The organism is Arthrobacter sp. BPSS-3 (assembly GCF_044628475.1).
GTDB lineage: Bacteria > Actinomycetota > Actinomycetes > Actinomycetales > Micrococcaceae > Arthrobacter.
Genome location: NZ_JBIMMV010000002.1, coordinates 502,234 through 523,733 on the forward strand (window position 1 = coordinate 502,234; position 21,500 = coordinate 523,733).

Sequence of the window (21,500 nt, forward strand, 5' to 3'; positions counted from 1 at the left end):
GGGCGAGGGCCGGTCACAGCTTTTCCGCCGCGGGGCACTAAAATGGGTAGACCCACTCCGCGAAGGAAGGCACCATCCGTGGTTCGACCCCGTGACAACCGTTCAGACGGGACCGTTCCACCGGCCCGGTCAGGCGCCGCTGCCCGGCACGCGGATGACCCCTCCGTCGGGCCCGCCCGGCACCTGGGCGCAACGCACCGGACCCCCACCTGGCTGAAGGCCACCACCATCGTGATCTCCGTGCTCCTGGTGGGCGTGATCGCGTTCGGGTCCTACTGGTTCATCCGGTTGCAGGGGAACATCAGCAAGCAGGCCCTCGGCGCCGGCAACGGCCGCACCGAGGACGCCGTCAACGAGGCAACGGACCGGATGCAGATCCTGATCCTGGGCTCGGACACCCGGGACGGCAAGAACTCCGAGTACGGCAGCGCCGAGGACTCCGCCGGCTACGGCCACTCCGACGTGATGATGATGATGGACATCTCCGCGGACAACAAGCGCGTCAGCGTCATCAGCTTTCCCCGCGACCTCCTCGTGGACATCCCCAAGTGCGTGGACCAGAAGACCAAGAAGGAATACCCGGCCCAGCGCCAGGCCATGATCAACTCGGCGATGTCCGAGGCTGGCATCGGCTGCGCGGTGGACACCGTCAATAAGCTCACCGGCCTCGAGATTGACCACTTCATGATGGCCGACTTCAACTCCGTCAAGGAACTCTCCAACACCGTCGGCGGCGTGGACGTCTGCGTCAGCGACGCCGTCTACGACCCCGACTCCGGCCTGCGGCTGCCCAAGGGCACCTCCAAGGTCCAGGGCGAGCAGGCCCTCTCCTTCGTCCGGACCCGGCACGCGTTCGGCGACGGCGGCGACCTCGGCCGGATCAAGGCCCAGCAGGGCTTCCTCTCCTCCCTGGTCCGCAAGATCAAGGATGACGGCACCCTGACGAACCCGGGCCGAATGCTCGGCATCGCCGACGCCATCACCAAAAACCTCACGGTGGACGATGGACTGGCGTCCGTGCCCACCCTGCTCACCGTCGGCAACCGGCTGAAGAACATCGACATCAGCAAGGTCGCCTTCGTTGCCACCCCCACAGAACCGGCCGTCTCGGACAGCAACCGCCTGCAACTGGCCGAACCCGCGGCGTCCCAGCTCTTCGCCGCACTCCGCAGCGACGTGGACCTGACCGACCCGAAGGCCCCGGCCGCCCCCACCGCGGGGGCCACCGACGCGGCGTCGTCCGCTCCCGCGCCGGCCGCCACGAGCGCAGCCGCCTACAACAAGGCCGCACAGCCGGTCACGGTCGCCAACGGCAGCTCCAACGCGGCCAACGCCGCGAAGGCGGTGGCCGCCTTGAACGCCGCCGGTTTCACCCAGACCGCTCAGTTCACCGCGCCCGCCGTCGCGTCCACCGCCGTGTACTACGGCGGGAACTTCGCGGACGTCGCCGCGGACGTCGCCGCCCTGCTGGGCGTCCCGTCCTCCAAGGTCCTCCCCGCGGCGAACGTCACCGGCGTCCAGGCCTACCTCGGGGCCGACTACGCGGCCGGCGCGCAGCCGTCCACCTCCGCGTCCGCGCAGCTGCCGCCGGACATCGTGAACCAGACGGCCGGCGACACGGTCTGCCAGCAGGTCAACCCCGCCATGATCGTCCGCTGACCGGACGGACACGGCAGGTACGGAGGAGGCCCGGGCGTCAACGCCCGGGCCTCCTCGTGTATCGATGTGCCTGTTAGGTCACCAGATGCTGACGCGCTCCGCGGGGACAAGCCACATGCCGTCCCGTTCCGTGGTCCCGAACGCCTCGTGGAAGGCGTCCAGGTTCCGGGCGATCTCGTTGGTGCGGAATTCGTTGGGGGAGTGCGGGTCGGTCGCGAGCCGCTTGATGGCCTCCTCGCTGCGGATCACCTGGCGCCAGACCGCTGCCCAGGATGCGAAGAACCGCTGTGCCCCGGTCAGGCCGTCCAGCACGGGGGCCTCCTGGCCGCCGAGGCTGATCAGGTAGGCCTTGTAGGCGATGGTCAGGCCGCCGAGGTCGCCGATGTTCTCGCCGAGGGTGAGCTTGCCGTTGACGTGCCGGCCGGAGGCCTCGGCGGGGGAGAGGGCGTCGAACTGGACCACCAGCTTCGAGGTGAGGGCCTCGAACGCGCCGCGGTCCGCCTCGGTCCACCAGTTGCGCAGCAGGCCGTCGCCGTCGTACTGGGAGCCCTGGTCGTCGAAGCCGTGGCCGATCTCGTGCCCGATCACCGCGCCGATGCCGCCGTAGTTGACGGCGTCGTCCGCGTCCGCGGTAAAGAACGGCGGCTGCAGGATCGCGGCCGGGAAGACGATCTCGTTCAGCAGCGGGTGGTAGTAGGCGTTGACCGTCTGCGGGGTCATCAGCCACTTCTCCCGGTCCACGGGCTTGCCCACCTCGTCCAGGTGCCGGTCGACGTCGGCGTTGTGTGCGCGCTCCACGTTGCCGAGCAGGTCGTCCTTGTCGATCACGACGGCGGAGTAGTCGATCCACTTCTCCGGGTAGCCGATCTTGGGCCGGAAGGCGTCCAGCTTCTTCAGCGCCTCCTGCTTGGTGTCCTCGCCCATCCAGGACAGGCCGGTGATGGATTCGCGGTACGCCTCGATCAGGTTTCCTACGAGGACCCGCATGCGTTCCTTGTGCGACTCCGGGAAGTGCCGGGCCACGTAGATCTGCCCCACGGCCTCACCCAGGGCGGCCTCGACGACGGCGACGCCGCGCTTCCAGCGGTCACGGTTGCGCGGAGTGCCGCTGAGGGTGGTGCCGTAGAACGCGAAGTTGGCGTCCACGAACGCCGAGGACAGATACGGGGCTGCGGCGCTGACGACGCGCATGGCGAGCCACTCCTGCCAGGTGCCCAGCGGCACCGTCTCCAGCAGCGACGCCGCGCCGGTGAAGAAGTCGGGGGTGCTGACCACCAGCTCGGCGCGCTTGTCCGCGTCGATGCCGGCGGCGTCGAACCAGTCGTTCATGAGCGGGAAGAGCCCGGCCACCTCGTCGGCGGTCTTGAGGTTGTAGGTCTTCTGCGGATCGCGCAGGGACACCTTGTCCCAGTGGTGGGACGCCAGGGCCGTTTCCAGTTCCACCACGCGCCCCGCGGCGGCCTCCGCGTCGGCGACGCCGGCCAGTTGCAGCATGGTGCGCACGTGCTCCCGGTAGGCGGTGACCGTGGCGGCGAACTGTTCTTCCCGGTAGTACGACTCATCCGGCAGGCCCAGGCCAGCCTGCCCGGTGTAGAGCAGGATCCGGTCCGGATTCCCGGCATCGGGAGCCGGGTAGATGTAGAACAGTCCGGACACGTCGGCACGGAACAGGCGGCCGGCCAGCCGCAGCAGCTCGGCGACGGACCCGGTGGCGGCCACCTCGGCCAGCCGCTCCCGGATCGGTTCGGCGCCCTTGGCCTCGGCGGCGTCCTCGTCCATGAAGCTGTTGTAGAGGTCGCCGATCTTGCGTTCGATGCCGCTGGCCTCCGTGCCCCGGCCGCCGGCGGCCAGGATGATCTCCTGCACCGCGAGCTCCGCGCCGTCGCGGAGGGCGGTGAAAGCACCGTCCAGCGGCCGGTCATCGGGGATGGTGGCGGACTTCAGCCAGGCGCCGTTGAAGTGGCGGTACAGGTCATCCTGCGGCCGGACGGCGTCGTCGATGGTGGACTGGTCAATCCCGGAAAGCGGCACTGCGGCTCCTTCTGTTCAGGCGCCGCCGCGGGCGTGATGACCGGGCCGGCGTCTGCATGGTGGACGTTGCTGGGGGTATCGCTCCTTCATCTTACGCACCGTGTTATCGTGAAAATGTGCGTGCAGAACTGCTTCTTCTTAGCTGCCGCGGCGGGGCCTCAGACGCGATCTAGCGCAAGGCCAAACCTCGCTGCGGAGTTTGTGTTGCCCGGCCACCCTTTCATCAGGAATCACAGAAAAGGCCCCGATAAGTAATGCTAAACGCACAGCAGCCCTCAGGTATGCCGGTCCACCGGTACGTCCCGTTCCAGGACCTGATCACGGTCGAACTGCCGGACCGGACCTGGCCGGACAAGGTCATCACCACGGCCCCGCGCTGGTGCGCCGTTGATCTCCGCGACGGCAACCAGGCCCTGATCGATCCCATGAGCCCGGCCCGCAAGATGAAGATGTTCGACCTGCTGGTCCGGATGGGCTACAAGGAAATCGAGGTCGGCTTCCCGTCGGCCTCGCAGACGGACTTCGACTTCGTCCGCCAGCTCATCGAGGGCAATCACATCCCGGACGATGTCACCATCCAGGTCCTGACCCAGGCCCGCGAGCACCTGATCGAGCGGACCTACGAATCCCTGGTCGGCGCCAAGCAGGCGATCGTGCACCTGTACAACTCGACGTCGGTCCTGCAGCGCCGCGTGGTGTTCAACCAGGACGAGGACGGCATCCTGGACATCGCCCTGCAGGGTGCCCGGCTGTGCAAGAAGTACGAGGAAACCCTCGCGGACACGCACATCACCTACGAGTACTCGCCCGAATCGTTCACCGGCACCGAGCTGGAATACGCCGTGCGCGTCTGCAACGCCGTCGCCGACGTCTTCGAAGCCTCCGCGGACCGCCAGGTGATCATCAACCTGCCCGCGACCGTCGAGATGGCCACGCCCAACGTCTACGCCGACTCGATCGAGTGGATGAGCCGCCACCTGCACCCGCGCGAGGGGATCATCCTCTCCCTGCACCCGCACAACGACCGCGGCACCGGCGTCGCCGCCGCCGAGCTGGGCTACCTGGCCGGCGCGGACCGGATTGAGGGCTGCCTCTTCGGCAACGGTGAGCGGACCGGCAACGTTGACCTGGTGACCCTGGGCCTGAACATGTTCGTCCAGGGCATCGACCCGATGATCGACTTCTCCGACATCGACGAGGTCCGCCGCACGGTCGAATACTGCAACCAGCTGCCGGTGGCCGAGCGCACCCCGTACGGCGGAGACCTGGTCTTCACCGCCTTCTCCGGTTCCCACCAGGACGCCATCAAGAAGGGCCTGGAAGCCCTGGAGCGCGACGCCGCCGCCGCCGGCAAGGACGTGGCCGACTACGAATGGCAGGTCCCGTACCTGCCGGTCGACCCGAAGGACCTGGGCCGCAGCTACGAGGCCGTGATCCGGGTGAACTCGCAGTCCGGCAAGGGCGGCGTGGCCTACCTGCTGAAAAACGAGCACAACCTGGACCTGCCGCGCCGCGCCCAGATCGAGTTCTCCGGCGTCATCCAGCGCCGCACCGACGCCGTGGGCGGCGAGGTCAGCGGCGCCCAGCTGTGGCAGGTGTTCCAGGATGAGTACCTGCCCTCCTCGGCCGCCGAGGGCCAGTGGGGCCGCTACGCGCTCGGCGCGGTCAGCACCGAATCCGACGAGGACGGAACCATGACCCTCACCGCCGCGCTGAAGGTCGACGGGAAGCCCCTGCGGCGCACCGGCACCGGCAACGGCCCGATCGCGGCGCTGCTAAGCATCCTCCGCGAAGACGGCGTCGACGTCCGCGTCCTGGACTACAGCGAGCACGCCCTGTCCGAGGGCGGGAGCGCCCAGGCCGCCGCATATGTCGAATGCGCCGTCGGCGAGCGGGTCCTCTGGGGCGTCGGCATCGATGCCAACACCTCGATGGCCTCGCTGAAGGCCGTCATCTCCGCCGTCAACCGCGCCATCCGGGACGCCCGCGGCTAAACCGCACCAGCCCGCCCGCCCTGCGGCTGCGCCGTCGGAGACTCTCCGGCGGCGCAGCGCTGTTTCCGTGGTGCGGACGGCCCGTGGCGGCGATTACGCGAAGTCAATGCGAAGATAAAACTGTGGCCCAACCATCCTCCTACGCCGCGCGCGCCTACCGGGACGACGCCGTCGTCCTGCGCACTCATAAGCTCGGCGAGGCCGACCGCATCATCACGCTGCTGACCAAGCACCACGGCCAGGTCCGCGCCGTCGCCAAGGGGGTCCGCCGCACCAGCAGCCGCTTCGGAGCCCGGCTGGAACCCTTCATGGTCGCGGACCTGCAGCTGATCTCGGGCCGCACCCTGGACGTGGTCACCCAGGCCGTCGCGAAGGGCGCCTACGGGACCGGCATCGCGGCCGACTACGGCCGCTACACGGTGGCCGCGGCCATGACCGAAACGGCCGAGAAGCTCACCGACGTCGACGGCGAGGCCGGCACCGCGCAGTACAACCTGCTGGTCGGGGCGCTGGCGTCGCTGAGCCGCGGCGACCACGCCTCGGAACTGATCCTCGATTCCTACCTGCTCCGCGCGCTGTCCACCGGCGGCTGGGCGCCCAGCTTCACCGACTGCGCCCGCTGCGGGGCGCCGGGCCCGCACACGGCCTTCTCGGCACCCCTGGGCGGGATGGTCTGTCCGGCCTGCCGCCCGCCCGGATCGCCCGCACCGGCACCGGAAACCGTCGTCCTCCTCGGTGCCCTGCTGACCGGAAACTGGACTGCCGCGGACGCGTCCGTGGCCGTCCACCGCCGTGAGGCGGCAGGCCTGGTGGCCAGTTACCTGCAGTGGCACCTGGAGCGTGTCCTCAAATCCCTCAAGCATGTGGAGCGAACCTGACCGTGGCCCTCGGCAAGAAGAAAACCCCCACCCCGCGGCGCACCACCCCTGTGGTGGCCCCGTACCCGCACCCTTCCGGCGCGGTGCCGCCGGCCATTCCGGCCGAGCTGGTGCCGCAGCACGTCGCGATCGTCATGGACGGCAACGGCCGCTGGGCCAACCAGCGCGGACTGCCGCGGATCGAGGGGCACAAGGCGGGGGAGCCGGCGCTGCTGGACGTGGTGGCCGGGGCGATCGAGCTCGGCATCAAGCACCTGAGCGTGTACGCCTTCTCCACCGAGAACTGGCGGCGTTCCCCGGAGGAGGTGCGCTTCCTGATGGGATTTAACAAGGATGTGCTGCGCCGCCAGCGCAACCAGATGAATGAGTGGGGCGTGCGGATCCGCTGGTCCGGCCGGCGGCCGCGCCTGTGGGGCTCGGTCATCAAGGAGCTGGAGGAGGCCGAGGAGTTCACCCGCGGTAACAGCACCTGCACCCTGAACATGTGTGTTAACTACGGCGGCCGCGCGGAGATCGCCGACGCCGTCTCGGCGATCGCCGAGGAGGTGGCCGCCGGCCGGCTGAAGCCCTCGGCAATCTCCGAGAAGACCATCCAGAAGTACCTGGACGAGCCGGACCTGCCGGACGTTGACCTGTTCCTGCGCAGCTCGGGCGAGCAGCGCCTTTCCAACTTCCTGCTCTGGCAGTCCGCCTACGCCGAGTTCGTCTTCCTGGACACGCTCTGGCCGGACGTGGACCGCCGGACCCTGTGGGAGGCCGTTGAGATCTACGCCCGGCGTGACCGCCGCTACGGCGGGGCCGTGGACGCCGCGGCTCAGCTGGCGCCGCCCTCCTCAGGGGCGTAGGCCGTCATCCAGCGGGCCAGCCGGGCGTAGGCGTCCGCCCGGACGCCGGGGGCGGAGAGGAAGACGTCGTGCAGTGCGCCGTCGATCCTCTCCAGCGTGACGGTCCGGCCGAGGCTCAGGGCGCGCAGGGCGATGGTGTTCACGTCCAGCACGGCGTCCGTGCGGCGCATGGATTCCTTCCAGAACATGCCGTTGGCGCTCGCCCCGGAGATCAGGACCAGGATGGGCACGTCGATGTTCAGGCCCCGCGCCACCCGGGTCTGCCCGGACAGGACGGCGCTGAGCCAGCCGGCCCGCACCGGAAAGGCGTGCGGCGGCCGGTAGGAGTCGTCGAGCAGCCACTCGCCCTCGGCGGCGCTGCTGATGCTGCGCCAGTAGAACGGCCGCGCCGGCAGCCGGATCACGGACTCGGGCCGGAAACGGGCGAGGGGTTCCACCATGGTTCGGGCCGCGCGGCGGAGGGCGGGGGTGCCGTGCATCTCCAACCACGGGCTGTCCAACACCAGCTGCGCGGCGTTTCCCGGGTGGCGGCTGGCCCACAGCGCCGCGATCAGGCCGCCGGTGGAGTGGCCCATCAGCGTGACCGGGTACCGGCCGCCCGGGCCCATCGACCGGACGATCGCGATGGCCGTCGTGATCTCGGCGTCGTAGTCGGCCAGGTCCGCCACGTAGCCGCCGTGCGTACCCGGCCGCAGGCTGCGTCCGTGGTTGTGCATGTCCAGGGCGAAAAAGTCGAAACCATGCCCGGTCCAGAATTCCGCGAGCTCCTCGTTGAAGAAGTAGTCGCTCCAGCCGTGCAGGAACAGTACCGCCCGGCTCGGCCGCCGGCCTGCGCCCAGGGAGGGGACGTGACGGACCAGCGTGGCTTCGCGTTCGACGCCGTCCGGGCCGGCCGCGGTGAAGGTGCACGCGGCGAAATCTTCGCCCAGGATGTCCTGCTGCCACTGCAGCCCCTCGTCGGCCACCGTCCGTCCTCCCTGCGCTGGATGTCTGCCTAGGCCACGGCCGCCGCGGCGGCGCGCCCGGCGGCCCGCCCGGAGAACATGCACCCGCCCAGGAACGTCCCCTCCAGGGCGCGGTAGCCGTGAATGCCGCCGCCGCCGAAACCGGCCGCCTCGCCGGCGGCGTACAGCCCGTCCACCGGGGCGCCGGATGCGTCCAGCACCCGGGACTGCAGGTCGGTCCGGATCCCGCCCAGGCTCTTGCGGGTCAGGACCGAGAGCCGAACGGCCAGCAGCGGGCCGTGCCGCGGATCGAGCAACGGGTGCGGCGGTGCCACGCGCATGAGCTTGTCCGTGGCGAAGCGGCGGGCGGCGCGGATGGCGGCCAGCTGCGGGTCCTTGCCCAGGCCGCTGGCAAACTGGCGGTCCCGGGCACGGATGGTGCGCTCGAGTCCATCCGCGTCGATCAGTCCGCCGCCGGCCAGCTCGTTCATCCGGGCGGCCAGTTCGCGCGGGGTTGCGGCCTGGAGGAAGTCGATCCCGCGGTCCAGGAACCGCTGCAGGGGGTTGTCCGGGGAGGGCCGCCGCCGGGTGGCCAGCAGGCGCAGGTCCTTGCCGGTGAGGTCAGGGTTTTGTTCCGAGCCGGAGAGGGCGAATTCCTTCAGCGCGATGCTGCGGTTCAGCACGAACCAGGAGTGGGCGTACCCGGTGCCCAGGATGTGCCGGAGCGCGCCCAAGGAGTCGAAACCCGGGAACAGCGGAGCCGGCAGCGTCCGTCCGGTCGCATCAAGCCAGAGCGCGGACGGGCCGGGCAGGATGCGGATGCCGTGCCGGGGCCAGACGGGAGAGTGGTTGTGGATGCCCTCGGGGTAGTGCCACATCCGGTCGCCGTTGACCAGGGTTCCGCCGGCCCGGGACACCGCCCCCAGGAACTCTCCATCCACGGAGGCCGGCACCCCGGAGAGCATCTCCGCCGGGGCGTTTCCGCCCGGCCACTGGGCGCGTACGGCCGAGTGGTTGCCGCCGATTCCGCCGCTCGCGACGATCACCGCCGCCGCGGAGGCCTCGAAGCTGCCCGCCTCTTCCCGGGAGGACTGTTCGCCGCGGGCGGCGGTGCTCGGTGCGAGCACGGAGCCGTGCACCCCGGTGACCCGGCCCGCCGTCGTCGTCAGCCCGGTGGCACGGTGCCGGAAATGGAAGCTCACCCGCCCGGCGGCCTGGCCCTCCCGGAGCTTGGCCAGGAATGGTGCCACGATCGCGGGGCCGGTACCCCAGGCGACGTGGAAGCGGGGCACCGTGTTGCCGTGGCCGTCGGGTCCGTAGCCGCCGCGTTCGGCCCACTGCACGAGCGGGAACAGCCCGACGCCGAGGGAGGCCAGCCAGGACCGCTTCTCACCGGCGGCGAAATCCACGTATGCCTCGGCCCACTGCCGGGCGGTGGCGTCCTCCTCGCGGTCGAAGCCGGCCGACGCTAACCAGTCGGCGAGGGCCAGCTCGGCGCTGTCCCGGACGCCCAGGCGGCGTTGTTCCGGGGTGTTGACCAGGAAAAGCCCGCCGAAGGACCAATGGGCCTGGCCGCCCGCGGAGGACTCGGGTTCCTGGTCCAGCACCGCCACCCGGCGTCCCGCCGCGTACGCCTGGGACGCGGCGACCAGCCCGGCCAGGCCGGCGCCCACCACCAGCACGTCCGCCTCAATCCGGGCGGGGGAGGGGGAGCCCGGGGAGCGGGCGGGGACTGCTTCATCGCGGGTCATGGCATCATGCTAGCGCCCGGCCCGGGACACCCGCCCGCGCCGGTTGGATTTGTCGCGCCGGACCCGGAAAACTAGAACCATGCGCCTTTACCCCACCTTCTTCCGGCTTGCCTTCTCCTGGATGGACGCCGAGCGTGCCCACAAGATCGGCTTCCAGGGCATCCGCCTCGCCCACCGCTGCGGTGCGGGCCGGCTGCTGCAGCGGCTCACGGCACCGGCGCCGTCGCTGCGGACCGAGGCGTTCGGCCTGACCTTCCCCTCACCGTTCGGCCTGGCCGCTGGCTTCGACAAGGAGGGCCACGGCATCGAGGCCCTCACGGACCTGGGCTTCGGCCACATCGAGGTGGGCACCATCACCGGCCAAGCCCAGCCCGGGAACCCGGCGCCGCGCTTGTTCCGCCTGATCGAGGACCGCGCCGTGATCAACCGGATGGGCTTCAACAACGACGGCGCCGCCGCCGTCGCTCCCCGGCTCCGCGCCGCGCGCGCAGCGCTGCAGCGCCGCTACCGGACCGTGCGGCCGGTGATCGGCATCAACATCGGCAAGAGCAAGGTGGTGGAACTTGAGGACGCGGTTTCGGACTACCTCATCAGCGCGCGCAGCCTGGCGCCGGCCGCGGACTACCTGGTGGTCAACGTCAGTTCCCCCAACACCCCCGGCCTGCGGCTGCTGCAGGACGTAGAGACCCTGCGCCCGCTGCTGACCGCCGTGGGGGAGGCGGCCGACACCGCCGCCGGACGGCACGTTCCGCTGCTGGTCAAGATCGCCCCGGACCTCAGCGACGAGGACATCGACGACGTTGCCCGGCTGGCGCTGGACCTCAAGCTCGACGGCATCATCGCCACCAACACCACCATCGGGCGGACGGGGCTGGCCTCCGACCCGGATGCCGTGGAGTCCTGCGGGGCCGGGGGTCTCTCCGGCGCGCCGCTGAAGAAGCGGTCCCTGGAGGTCCTGGCCCGGCTGAAGGCGGCGACCGGCGGCGCGCTGACCCTCGTCTCGGTGGGCGGGGTGGAATCGGGCGAGGATGTCCGCGCCCGGCTCGAGGCCGGCGCCACCCTGGTCCAGGGGTACACCGCGTTCCTCTATGAGGGCCCGTTCTGGGCGGCGCGGATCAACGGGTACCTGGCGAAGCACCCCGTTCGTCGCTAGGCGAAGAGCCCCCCGCGAGACGCGCAACGCCCTCCCGGGCGGCGGCACCCACAGATGCGAAAAACCCCCGGCAGCGAGGCTGCCGGGGGTTTTTAGTGGGCTGGTGGTGGGGTCAGGCCGGGTACTCGCCGCGGCCGACCTGGGGCTTGGGCATGCGCAGGCGGCGGAACTGCAGCGAACGCATCGAGCCGTACCAGACCGTGCCGCGTTCGACGTCGCCGAACTTCTCCGTCAGGCGCTTCTTCAGCTTCCGGGACAGGAAGAAGACATCGACGAAGACGGCCAGGAACATCACCCAGAAGGCGCCCAGGACGTAGATCATCTGCTCGCTGCTGGCGGGCACCAGCAGGGAGATGACCACGAAGACCAGCGCACCGAACATCAGGTATTCGCCCAGGCTGTAGCGGGCGTCCACGTAGTCACGGGCGAAGCGCTTCTGCGGTCCCTTGTCCCGGAGCGGGAGGAACTTCTCGTCGCCGGTATCCATGGCCTGGCGCATCTTCAGCCGCTGCTCGGCCACCGCGGTGCGCTCCGCTGCGCGCGAGGCCTTGCGGTCCTGCGGCACCAGGGGCCGCTTGCGGGCCGCTTCCTGCGCGCTGCGCTTCGGGGTGGGCGCGCCCTTGCCGGCGGTGGGGGTTCGAGCCGCGGCCACCTGCTGGTCAACTACATCCTGCGCCGAGGGCGCTTCCTTTTTCCGTCCAAACACCCCTACAGACTACCCTGCAGAGGTGCCGTTCCCGGCCCGATGACGCGGCGGCGGACGCGGGCACCGGGACGCGTGCCGGCGCCCGCGCCGTGCCTCCGGTGGGGCCTGTGGTGCTGTTTGAGGTGATCGGGGACACGGGTAGTGTTTTGGCCATGACTTCATCACCCGCGGGCACCCCGCAGCATTCAGCAGGCGGCACCACCCAGACCGTCGATACCGCAGCCCTCCGCCAGGCCGTCACCGAGGCCTTTGACGCCACCGTCGAGCAGCTCAAGGCACTCGTCGCGATCCCCGGCATCGCCTGGCCCAGCTTCGATCCCGCTCCCTTGAATGCCAGCGCCGACGCGGTGGCCGAGCTGGTCCGCGGCAGCGGTTTCGATGATGTCCGGATCCTGCGCTGCGACAAGGAGGACGGCACCCCGGGCGGACCCGCCGTCGTCGCACGCCGTCCCGCCGCGGCCGGCAAGCCAACCATCCTGCTCTATGCCCACCACGACGTCCAGCCCACCGGCGACCTCTCGCTCTGGGAGACCGAACCGTTCACCGCCGTCGAGCGGGACGGCCGGCTCTACGGCCGCGGCGCCGCGGACGACAAGGCCGGCATCCTGGCGCACGTCGCCGCCTATTCTGCGGTCAGCCGGGTGCTGGGGGAGGAGCTGGGCCTCGGCGTCACGTTCTTCTTCGAGGGGGAGGAGGAGGCCGGCTCGCCGACCTTCCGCGCATTCCTCGAAACCCACCAGGAACTGCTGCGCTCCGACGTGATCGTCGTTGCCGACTCCTCTAACTGGAAGGTCGGCATCCCCGCCCTGACCACCAGCCTCCGCGGCCTCGTGGATGGCACCATCGAGGTCAAGGTCCTGGACCACGCGGTGCACTCGGGCATGTTCGGCGGCCCCGTGCTCGACGCCCCCACCCTGCTCTCCCGCCTGATCGCCACCCTGCACGACGACGACGGCAGCGTCGCCATCGAGGGGCTGGTGGGCCGGGATGACGCCGCCGTGGACCTGACCGAGGAGGAATACCGCAAGGACGCCTCCGTGCTCGACGGCGTCAAGCTCGCCGGCACCGGCAGCATCGCCTCGCGCATGTGGACGAAACCCGCGCTGTCCATCATCGGCATCGACGCCCCCGCCGTGAACGTCGCCTCCAACACCCTGCTGCCGCGCGCCAAGGCCAAGTTCAGCCTCCGCCTGGCCCCGGGCCAGAACCCGGACGAGGCCATGGACGCGGTCCGCCGCCACGTCGAGGCCAACGCCCCGTTCGGCGCCCAGGTGGTCTTCACCCCGGGGGAGACCGGCAGCGCCTTCATGACCGACACCTCTTCCCCGGCGGCCCGGCTGGCGATGTGGGCCCTCGGCGAGGCCTGGGGCGTGCCGGCCGTCGAGACCGGCATCGGCGGGTCCATCCCGTTCATCGCGGACCTCACCGAGCTGTATCCGGACGTCCAGATCCTGGTTACCGGCGTCGAGGACCCGGACTCCCGCGCCCACAGCGCCAACGAGTCCCTGCACCTGGAGGACTTCCGGAACGCGATCATCGCCGAGGCGCTGCTCCTGGCCCGGCTGAACGCCGAGGGACTGGCCTGATACCGGGCTTCCGGGGAACATCCGGCGGACGCGGACGGTTATCCCAGGAGTTAGAGCTACAGCACTGATCGACGTAGCATGTAGCTATAGCCCATACCGTTAAAGCAGGGGCCGGCGCCGCCGGGCGGCGCCGCTCCGACCGTCGTCAGAAGGTAGGCCATGAGCACTACAACCAATGAAACCAGCACCGACACCGCAGTCCAGGAAAGCCAGGAACTGGCCAGCCACGAGGTGCAGCTGACCGACGTCGCTGCCGGCAAGGTCCGCAGCCTGCTGGAACAGGAAGGCCGCACCGACCTGCGCCTCCGCGTCGCCGTGCAGCCGGGCGGCTGCTCCGGCCTGATCTACCAGCTCTACTTCGACGAGCGCCTCCTCGAGGGCGACGCCGTCCGCGACTACGACGGCGTCGAGGTCGTCGTAGACAAGATGAGCGTGCCGTACCTCAGCGGCGCGAGCATCGACTTCGAAGACACCATCTCGAAGCAGGGCTTCACGATCGATAACCCCAACGCCGGCGGCTCCTGCGCCTGCGGAGACTCCTTCCACTAAGGTCAATGGCCGGGCTTTCAGCCCGGCCATTGTTCCGTCCGGGGACCCTAACGCGGAAACCCCGAAAAAGGTGCCGGACCACGGCGCGGACATGTGGGCGAAAACTCCCAGGGAGCGGTAAGCTCTACACCGAGTAGTAAAACTTTTAGTGTGCCCGGATCGTTGTATGCGGCCGGGCGACAGCAACAAGTAGGAAGGGCCGTCTGTGAGTTCGCAGAACCGAACCGGCAGCCGACGCAAACAGATCACTTCGATCACTGGCTTGGCACTAGCCGGCGCGTTGGCTTTGACTGGATGTTCACCAGAGGTACAGAAAGGGTGGCTGCCGACCGAGCGCGGCACCACCAACCACACTGACCGCATCATGGACCTCTGGGTCAACTCATGGATTGCAGCCCTGGTCGTTGGCATCATCACCTGGGGCCTGATGATCTGGTGCATCGTCGCCTACCGGCGCCGCAAGGGCACCGTCGGGTTCCCCCGCCAGAACAGCTTCAACCTCCCGCTCGAGGTCTTCTACCTGACGATCCCGCTCTTCATGGTCCTGGTGTTCTTCTATTTCACCGACAGCGACCAGAAGGCAATCGACGACCGCAGCCAGCCTGCCGACGTCGTCGTCGACGTCCGCGGCAAGCAGTGGGCCTGGGACTTCAACTACAAGAAGGGTGACGTCGTCACCGAGGACCTCCACGAGGCCGGCGTCCAGGCGCACCTGACCGGCAACGACGTCGACAAGGAAAAGCTGCCGACGCTGTACCTGCCCGTCAACAAGTCCGTTGACCTGGAGCTGAACTCCCGCGACGTCATCCACTCCTTCTGGGTTCCCGCCTTCCTGCAGAAGCGCGACATGATCCCCGGCAAGACCAACTACATCCGGTTCACTCCCACCAAAGAGGGAACCTACGACGGCAAGTGTGCCGAACTCTGTGGTGAGTACCACTCCGAAATGCTGTTCCGCGTGAAGGTCGTCTCCGAGTCGGAGTTCGCCGCCCACATGAACCAGCTCCGCCAGGACGGCAACACCGGCCTGCTCGGCGAAGAGTACGACCGCAACCCGGCCCCGACCGAGAACAAGTAAGGGGAGCGCGAAGTGGCAACAACCTACTCTCAGCCCTCCGGGATCCTTGAGGCTCCCGTAGTACCCAAATCCAAGGGGCGCATCGTCGTCAACTGGATCACCTCCACGGACCACAAGACCATCGGGTACATGTACCTGATCGCGTCCTTCGTGTTCTTCTGCTTCGGCGGCGTCATGGCGCTGCTGATCCGCGCCGAACTGTTCGAACCCGGTATGCAGATCCTGCAGACCAAGGAACAGTACAACCAGCTCTTCACCATGCACGGCACGGTGATGCTCCTGATGTTCGCGACCCCGCTGTTCGCCGGCTTCGCCAACGTCATCATGCCGCTGCAGATCGGTGCCCCCGACGTCGCCTTCCCGCGACTGAACGCGCTGGCCTTCTGGTTCTTCCTCTTCGGTTCCACGATCGCGGTCTCCGGCTTCATCACCCCGCAGGGTGCCGCCTCCTTCGGCTGGTTCGCCTACGCGCCGCTGTCCAACACCACCTTTAGCCCCGGCGTCGGCGGTGACCTCTGGGTCTTCGGCCTGGCCCTCTCCGGCTTCGGTACCATCCTGGGTGCGGTCAACTTCATCACCACGATCATCTGCATGCGCGCCCCGGGCATGACCATGTGGCGTATGCCGATCTTTACCTGGAACACCCTGGTCACCGCCATCCTGGTGCTCATGGCCTTCCCGCCGCTGGCCGCGGCCCTCTTCGCCCTCGGCGCCGACCGCCGCTTCGGTGCGCACATCTTCGACCCGGAGAACGGCGGCGCCGTCCTCTGGCAGCACCTGTTCTGGTTCTTCGGCCACCCCGAGGTCTACATCATCGCCCTGCCGTTCTTCGGCATCGTCTCGGAGATCTTCCCGGTCTTCAGCCGCAAGCCGATCTTCGGCTACAAGGGCCTGGTCTACGCCACCATCTCCATCGCCGCACTGTCCGTCACCGTGTGGGCCCACCACATGTACGTCACCGGCTCGGTCCTGCTGCCGTTCTTCTCCTTCATGACGATGCTGATCGCGGTTCCCACCGGCGTGAAGTTCTTCAACTGGATCGGCACCATGTGGCGGGGTTCCATCACCTTCGAAACCCCCATGCTGTGGAGCATCGGCTTCCTGGCCACCTTCCTCTTCGGCGGCCTGACCGGCATCATCCTGGCCTCCCCGCCGCTGGACTTCCACGTCTCCGATACGTACTTCGTCGTGGCGCACTTCCACTACGTGGTGTTCGGTACCGTCGTGTTCGCCATGTTCGCCGGCTTCTACTTCTGGTGGCCGAAGTGGACGGGCAAGATGCTCAACGAGCGCCTCGGCAAGATCCACTTCTGGATGCTGTTCCTCGGCTTCCACGGCACCTTCCTCATCCAGCACTGGCTCGGCGTCATGGGCATGCCGCGCCGCTACGCCGACTACATGCCGGAAGACGGCTTCACCTGGATGAACCAGTTCTCCACGTACTCCTCCTTCCTGCTGGGCGCCTCGCTGATCCCGTTCTTCTGGAACGTCTACATCACCTGGCGGAGCAACGAGAACGTCATGGTCGACGATCCGTGGGGCTTCGGTGCCTCGCTGGAATGGGCAACCTCCTGCCCGCCGCCGCGCCACAACTTCACCTCGCTGCCCCGGATCCGGTCCGAGCGTCCCGCCCTGGACCTGCACCACCCGGAGCTCGCCCAGAGCTACACCATCGACTCCCCGGCGCCGGCTGCTGCGACGCTCGGTAACGCCGACCAGAAGGACGCCTAACTGTGAAAATCGAATCTAGAATTTTTGGACTCGGTGTGTTCTTCTTCATCCCGGTCGCGATCGTCTACGGCTTCATGACGAACTGGAGCGAGTGGGTCGGCATCCTGGGCATCCTGCTGGTCGCCGGCCTGGCCGGCATGATCGGCGCCTACCTGGGCTTCACCGGCAAGCGCGTCGGCCTGCGTCCCGAGGACCGCAGCGACGCCGAGATCCACGAGGGTTCCGGCGAGCAGGGCCACTTCAGCCCTTGGAGCTGGTGGCCGCTGGTCCTGGGCCTCGCCTGCGCAGGTGGCTTCCTGGGCATCGCAGTCGGCTTCTGGATCACCTTCATCGCCGGTGGCCTGGCCATCGTGGCGCTGATCGGCTGGGTCTACGAGTACAGCCGCGGAGACCACGCCCACTAGGCACCGCACGGGCTTTCGCCCGGCACCGCTAACGACGACGGGGACCCCACCATCCGGTGGGGTCCCCGTCGTTTTTGTTTGTTACTGCTCCGCCAGCAGGGTGCCAAGGTCGCTGAGGGCGGCCTCCGCGTCCTCGGCGCTGCGGCCTTCCGGAATCCTGGCGGCGTCGATGGCCAGCTCCACCTCGCAGCCGCGTTCGAAGTCCTCCGTCATGACTTCGAGCAGGGACCGGGCGTCCACGCCGCGCTGGCCGGGCCGGGCGATTGTGACGGGCAGGCCGGTGGCGGTGACGGCGCGGACAAACTCTGCCGCCGGCCGGGCGTGCAATCCGATTTCGGCGTGGATGACGGCCTTGTGTACGGGCAAGGGAGGCTCCTGATGGGGTCAAGCGAAAGATGCAGCCTCCAGCGTAGCCGGGGGAGCGGAGAGCCGGGAAACCGCGAGCCCGGATTGGTCTAGACCTGTGGCGCGGGTGCCCTACGCTTAATTCATGACAGCTTGCACGAGGCCCGGCCGTGGGAAGTAACGCCGCCCGGATGGCCGGCGAGATCGACCGTTCCAGCGGGGTTCCCATCTACGTCCAGCTGCGCGAGATCCTGCGCACCCACATCGCCACCTCCTGCCCGCCGGGCTCGGCCCTGCCGTCGGAGCGGGAGCTCTCAGAGCGGTTCGGCTTGGCCCGCATGACCGTCCGCCAGGCTATCGACGCCCTCGTCGGTGAGGAGGTCATCGAACGGGTCGTGGGGCTAGGGACGTTCGTCAGGAAACCAAAGCTGGACCTCCAGGTGAAGCTGACCTCCTACAGCGAGGAAATGCAGCGCCGCGGCATGGTCCCGGCGGCCAAGGTCCTCAGCTTCGAGCAAATCGGCGCCAGCGCGTTCCTGGCCCGCGAACTCCAGCTGGAGGAGGGAACGCCCGTGGTCCGCTTCCGGCGGCTCCTTCTGGCGGACAACGAACCCATGAGCGTGGACGAGAACTTCATTCCCGCACACCGCGTGCCGGGCCTGCTCGACGGTGATCCGCCGACGTCGCTCTACAACGTCCTCAGCGAACGCTACGACCTGGTGATGGAGTGGGGCGAGGACATGATCGAGGCGACCGCCGCCTCGCCGTCGACCGCCCGGCTGCTCAATGTCGAGGTAGGTTCGCCGCTGCTGAAGATCCAGCGGCACGCCTTCGTGGCCCGCGCCATGGTGGACTACTCAGTCTCCTATTACCGGGCCGACCGGTACAAGCTCTGGGTCCCGTTGCAGCGGCCCGGCGTGCGTCCCACCAGGAACTACGTCAGCGGCTACCGGCCCTAGGCGCCGGTCGCCACGGGGACCAGGCCATAGCACTGGACGTCCCCGGAAACACAGAAGAGGCCCGATCCATCAGGACCGGGCCTCTTCTATGTCTTACGAGGGGAGACTAGTGGCTGAGCGTCTTCTGCTCGGCGTTCGCCTCGACCGCCTCGTGGGCGCCGTGGTGGCTGTGGGCCGCCGCGAGCTCCGTGGGCGTGACCGGTGCCACCCGGTCCTCGAAGAACCAGCGGGAGAGCTTGGCGCGGCGGTTTTCCTTGCGGTCCACCACACCCTTCTCGTTCGGCTGGGCCGGGAGCGGCTTCGGGGACTCGAAGCCGACCAGCTTGTAGCGCTTGTACTCGTCCAGGGGGGCGTGGACCTCGATGAACTCACCGTGCGGCAGGCGCACGATGCGTCCGGTCTCACGGCCGTGCAGGGCGATCTCACGGTCCTTGCGCTGCAGCGCCAGGGCGACGCGCTTGGTCACGATGAACGCGATGACCGGGCCGATGAAGAACAGTGCGCGCAGCCAGTAGGTGACGTCGTTCAGGGCCACGTGGAAGTGCGTGGCGATGAGGTCGGAACCAGCGGCTGCCCACATCACGCAGTACCAGACGAAGCCGGCCATGCCGATGGCGGTACGGGTCGGGGCGTTGCGCGGACGGTCCAGGACGTGGTGCTCGCGGTCATCCTTGGTGATCCAGCGTTCGATCCACGGGTAGGTGAACATCACGGTGAAGAGGATTCCCGCCGGGACCAGGGCCGGCAGCAGGACGTTGAAGGTGAAGACGTGGCCGAAGAAGATCTGCTCCACGTGCCAGTTGCCGAACGTGCCGGGCATCAGGCGGAGGGCGCCGTCGACGAATCCGATGTACCAGTCAGGCTGGGTGCCTGCGGAGACGGGGGAGGGGTCGTAGGGACCGTAGTTCCAGATCGGGTTGATGGTGAAGAAACCGGCCATGAGGGCGATGACACCGAACACGATGAAGAAGAAGCCGCCGGCCTTGGCCGCGTAGACCGGGCCGAGGGGGTAGCCGACGACGTTGCCGTCGTTGCGTCCCGGGCCGGGGTACTGGGTGTGCTTGTGCACGACGACCATGAACAGGTGGGCCGCGATCATCAGGAGGATCAGGGCCGGAACCAGCAGGATGTGCAGCACGTACAGGCGGCCGATGATGGCCGTGCCCGGGAACTCGCCGCCGAAGAGGAAGAACGAGATGTAGGTGCCGATCACGGGGATGGACTTGATCACGCCGTCGATGATGCGCAGGCCGTTACCGGAGAGCAGGTCATCGGGGAGGGAGTAACCGGTGAAGCCGGCGGCCATGGCCAGGATCAGCAGGACGGAGCCGATGACCCAGTTCATCTCGCGGGGCTTGCGGAACGCGCCGGTGAAGAACACGCGGAGCATGTGCACGGCCACGGAGGCCACGAACAGCAGTGCCGACCAGTGGTGCACCTGGCGCATGAACAGGCCGCCGCGGACATCGAAGGAGATGTTCAGCGAGGAGTTGTACGCCACGGACATCTCGACGTTCTTCAGCGGCATGTAGGAACCCTGGTAGTGGGTCTCAGCCATCGACGGATCGAAGAAGAAGGTCAGGAAGGTGCCGGAGAGCAGCAGGATGACGAAGGAGTACAGCGCCACCTCGCCGAACATGAAGGACCAGTGGTCCGGGAAGACCTTCCGGCCGAATTCGCGGAGGATGCCCGATCCGCCGACGCGCTGGTCGACGAAGTCGGTGATGCGGCCGCCCTTGGTCTTGGCGACAAAGGTGGGGGTGTCAGCTGTTGATGTTGCGCTCATGCTCATCACGCTCCCAGTAGCTAGGTCCAACAGGTTCTTTGAAGTCGCTCGTGGCGTAGAGGTAACCCTCATCGTCGACGGCGATGGGCAGCTGCGGGAGCGGCCGGCTGGCGGGGCCGAAGATGACCTTGCATTCCTGGGTCAGGTCGAAGGTCGACTGGTGGCACGGGCACAGCAGGTGGTGCGTCTGCTGCTCGTAGAGGGCGACAGGGCAACCGACGTGGGTGCAGATCTTGGAGTAGGCAACGATGCCGTTGTAGCCCCAGTCCTCGCGCCCCGGGGAGGGGTTGAGGGATTCCGGGTTCAGGCGCATGAGCAGGACGACCGACTTGGCCTTCTCGTTCAGCTTGCCCGACTCCAGCTCGTTCAGGCCTTCCGGGATGACGTGGAAGGCGGAACCGATGGTGACGTCCGAGGCCTTGATGGGGGTGCCATCAGGGTCGCGGGTGAGGCGCTTGGTCTTGCCGTTGACCGGTGCCCACATGGTGTGGGCCAGCTTGTCGTCCGGACGGGGACCGAGGTCGCCGAAGACGGCCAAGGCCGGCAGCGGGGCGAGGGCGACGGCGCCCAGCAGGGTGTTGCGGATCAGCGGGCGGCGCTTGATGCCGGTTTCCTCGACGATGTCGTCGACGATCCGGACGGCGGCCTGGCGGTCCTCTTCGGTGCGGATGGCGTGACGCTCTTCCGACACTTCGTGGTCCGGCATGAGGGCCTTGGCCCAGTGCACGATGCCCGTGCCGATGCCCAGCATCGCGAACGCGGTGCCGATGCCCAGCAGGGTGTTCTGCAGCCGGATAGTGGCGATCGAGGAGTCGTTTCCAAGATCGATGGCAAAGTACGCCACCAGGAATATCAGGGTACCAACGACGGATACGCCGAACAGGAGGGCCACCTGCCGTTCCGCTCGCTTTGCGGCCTTCGGGTCCGTGTCAGCCAGGCGCAAACGGTGCGGGGGAATTCCAGGATCCTGGAACTTCTCCACCTCGCTCTGACCAGCCGTAGCTACGGTGCCCGAGTGGTTCGGACTGCCGTCACTATGGTTGCCCATAATTCGCCTCATCCTTCTCTCGTCCCGGCTCTCGCCGGGTTAGTTTTCAATTC

General features: G+C 68.2%; 18 protein-coding genes. 11 read left to right on the forward strand and 7 right to left on the reverse strand.

What is annotated here, in order from left to right:
* Positions 1–78 precede the first annotated feature (78 nt).
* Positions 79–1,659, forward strand: coding sequence for an LCP family protein (locus tag ACFVY3_RS05370; protein WP_400158997.1), 1,581 nt, complete (start codon positions 79–81; stop codon positions 1,657–1,659).
* 78 nt (positions 1,660–1,737) lie between these two features.
* Here ACFVY3_RS05370 and ACFVY3_RS05375 read toward each other — a convergent pair whose 3' ends face one another.
* A complete protein-coding gene (locus ACFVY3_RS05375) occupies positions 1,738–3,690 on the reverse strand; it encodes a M13 family metallopeptidase (RefSeq protein ID WP_400158998.1) in 1,953 nt (650 codons plus the stop codon).
* A 254-nt stretch (positions 3,691–3,944) separates the two neighbouring features.
* On the opposite strand from ACFVY3_RS05375, the gene leuA reads away from it, so the two are divergent.
* The 3 genes from leuA to ACFVY3_RS05390 all read left to right on the forward strand — a co-directional run bounded on the left by leuA (position 3,945) and on the right by ACFVY3_RS05390 (position 7,407).
* Positions 3,945–5,684: a 2-isopropylmalate synthase gene (leuA, locus tag ACFVY3_RS05380; protein ID WP_400158999.1), complete on the forward strand. Its 1,740-nt coding sequence runs from the start codon at positions 3,945–3,947 to the stop codon at positions 5,682–5,684.
* Positions 5,685–5,806: 122 nt separating this feature from the next.
* The gene (recO, locus tag ACFVY3_RS05385; RefSeq protein ID WP_364135608.1) at positions 5,807–6,562 is read left to right on the forward strand and encodes a DNA repair protein RecO; all 756 of its coding nucleotides are present in this window, start codon (positions 5,807–5,809) and stop codon (positions 6,560–6,562) included.
* Positions 6,563–6,564: 2 nt separating this feature from the next.
* Complete coding sequence (locus tag ACFVY3_RS05390; RefSeq protein WP_400159000.1) at positions 6,565–7,407, forward strand: isoprenyl transferase; 843 nt, start codon at positions 6,565–6,567, stop codon at positions 7,405–7,407.
* On the opposite strand, the gene ACFVY3_RS05395 is transcribed toward ACFVY3_RS05390, so the two are convergent.
* Both ACFVY3_RS05395 and ACFVY3_RS05400 read right to left on the reverse strand, forming a co-directional pair.
* Positions 7,377–8,357 carry an alpha/beta hydrolase gene (locus tag ACFVY3_RS05395; protein WP_400159065.1) on the reverse strand — a complete coding sequence of 327 codons (981 nt, stop codon included), beginning with the start codon at positions 8,355–8,357 and terminating at the stop codon, positions 7,377–7,379. The two genes, ACFVY3_RS05390 and ACFVY3_RS05395, sit on opposite strands and share 31 nt — an antisense overlap.
* A gap of 44 nt (positions 8,358–8,401) precedes the next feature.
* The gene (locus ACFVY3_RS05400) at positions 8,402–10,102 is read right to left on the reverse strand and encodes an FAD-binding dehydrogenase (protein WP_400159001.1); all 1,701 of its coding nucleotides are present in this window, start codon (positions 10,100–10,102) and stop codon (positions 8,402–8,404) included.
* Positions 10,103–10,181: 79 nt separating this feature from the next.
* Between ACFVY3_RS05400 and ACFVY3_RS05405 the strand changes: the two genes are divergently transcribed.
* A complete protein-coding gene (locus ACFVY3_RS05405) occupies positions 10,182–11,255 on the forward strand; it encodes a quinone-dependent dihydroorotate dehydrogenase (RefSeq protein ID WP_400159002.1) in 1,074 nt (357 codons plus the stop codon).
* Between the two features lie 112 nt (positions 11,256–11,367).
* Here ACFVY3_RS05405 and ACFVY3_RS05410 read toward each other — a convergent pair whose 3' ends face one another.
* Positions 11,368–11,961, reverse strand: coding sequence for a DUF3043 domain-containing protein (locus tag ACFVY3_RS05410; protein ID WP_290257794.1), 594 nt, complete (start codon positions 11,959–11,961; stop codon positions 11,368–11,370).
* A gap of 152 nt (positions 11,962–12,113) precedes the next feature.
* On the opposite strand from ACFVY3_RS05410, the gene ACFVY3_RS05415 reads away from it, so the two are divergent.
* The 5 genes from ACFVY3_RS05415 to ACFVY3_RS05435 all read left to right on the forward strand — a co-directional run bounded on the left by ACFVY3_RS05415 (position 12,114) and on the right by ACFVY3_RS05435 (position 17,309).
* On the forward strand, positions 12,114–13,547 hold the full coding sequence (locus ACFVY3_RS05415; RefSeq protein ID WP_377970452.1) for a dipeptidase: 1,434 nt from the start codon (positions 12,114–12,116) through the stop codon (positions 13,545–13,547).
* 159 nt (positions 13,548–13,706) lie between these two features.
* Positions 13,707–14,096 carry an iron-sulfur cluster assembly accessory protein gene (locus ACFVY3_RS05420; RefSeq protein ID WP_290257796.1) on the forward strand — a complete coding sequence of 130 codons (390 nt, stop codon included), beginning with the start codon at positions 13,707–13,709 and terminating at the stop codon, positions 14,094–14,096.
* A 205-nt stretch (positions 14,097–14,301) separates the two neighbouring features.
* Positions 14,302–15,174, forward strand: a complete 873-nt coding sequence (gene coxB, locus ACFVY3_RS05425) for a cytochrome c oxidase subunit II (RefSeq protein WP_377970454.1) — start codon at positions 14,302–14,304, stop codon at positions 15,172–15,174.
* Between the two features lie 12 nt (positions 15,175–15,186).
* A complete protein-coding gene (gene ctaD / locus ACFVY3_RS05430) occupies positions 15,187–16,905 on the forward strand; it encodes a cytochrome c oxidase subunit I (protein ID WP_400159003.1) in 1,719 nt (572 codons plus the stop codon).
* Between the two features lie 2 nt (positions 16,906–16,907).
* Entirely contained in the window at positions 16,908–17,309 is a 402-nt protein-coding gene (locus ACFVY3_RS05435) for a cytochrome c oxidase subunit 4 (RefSeq protein WP_290257799.1), read from the forward strand.
* Between the two features lie 81 nt (positions 17,310–17,390).
* Here the strand turns inward: ACFVY3_RS05435 and ACFVY3_RS05440 are convergent, their stop codons facing one another.
* A complete protein-coding gene (locus ACFVY3_RS05440) occupies positions 17,391–17,675 on the reverse strand; it encodes an HPr family phosphocarrier protein (RefSeq protein ID WP_290257800.1) in 285 nt (94 codons plus the stop codon).
* A gap of 170 nt (positions 17,676–17,845) precedes the next feature.
* Here ACFVY3_RS05440 and ACFVY3_RS05445 point away from each other — a divergent pair, with 170 nt between their 5' ends.
* Positions 17,846–18,613, forward strand: a complete 768-nt coding sequence (locus tag ACFVY3_RS05445) for a GntR family transcriptional regulator (RefSeq protein WP_400159066.1) — start codon at positions 17,846–17,848, stop codon at positions 18,611–18,613.
* Positions 18,614–18,719: 106 nt separating this feature from the next.
* On the opposite strand, the gene ACFVY3_RS05450 is transcribed toward ACFVY3_RS05445, so the two are convergent.
* A complete protein-coding gene (locus ACFVY3_RS05450; RefSeq protein WP_290257801.1) occupies positions 18,720–20,399 on the reverse strand; it encodes a ubiquinol-cytochrome c reductase cytochrome b subunit in 1,680 nt (559 codons plus the stop codon).
* On the reverse strand, positions 20,377–21,447 hold the full coding sequence (locus ACFVY3_RS05455) for a ubiquinol-cytochrome c reductase iron-sulfur subunit (RefSeq protein ID WP_290257802.1): 1,071 nt from the start codon (positions 21,445–21,447) through the stop codon (positions 20,377–20,379). The genes ACFVY3_RS05450 and ACFVY3_RS05455 overlap by 23 nt, the downstream gene beginning before the upstream one ends.
* Positions 21,448–21,500: the final 53 nt, after the last annotated feature.

What these genes read in the sequence shown, in the direction of transcription:
- leuA (WP_400158999.1), top strand. Translation starts at nt 3,945, where the DNA reads ATGCTAAACGCACAGCAGCCCTCAGGTATGCCGGTCCACCGGTACGTC.
- ACFVY3_RS05400 (WP_400159001.1), bottom strand. Translation starts at nt 10,102, where the DNA reads ATGACCCGCGATGAAGCAGTCCCCGCCCGCTCCCCGGGCTCCCCCTCC.
- ACFVY3_RS05405 (WP_400159002.1), top strand. Translation starts at nt 10,182, where the DNA reads ATGCGCCTTTACCCCACCTTCTTCCGGCTTGCCTTCTCCTGGATGGAC.
- ACFVY3_RS05415 (WP_377970452.1), top strand. Translation starts at nt 12,114, where the DNA reads ATGACTTCATCACCCGCGGGCACCCCGCAGCATTCAGCAGGCGGCACC.
- ACFVY3_RS05420 (WP_290257796.1), top strand. Translation starts at nt 13,707, where the DNA reads ATGAGCACTACAACCAATGAAACCAGCACCGACACCGCAGTCCAGGAA.
- ACFVY3_RS05445 (WP_400159066.1), top strand. Translation starts at nt 17,846, where the DNA reads ATGGCCGGCGAGATCGACCGTTCCAGCGGGGTTCCCATCTACGTCCAG.
- ACFVY3_RS05450 (WP_290257801.1), bottom strand. Translation starts at nt 20,399, where the DNA reads ATGAGCGCAACATCAACAGCTGACACCCCCACCTTTGTCGCCAAGACC.
- ACFVY3_RS05455 (WP_290257802.1), bottom strand. Translation starts at nt 21,447, where the DNA reads ATGGGCAACCATAGTGACGGCAGTCCGAACCACTCGGGCACCGTAGCT.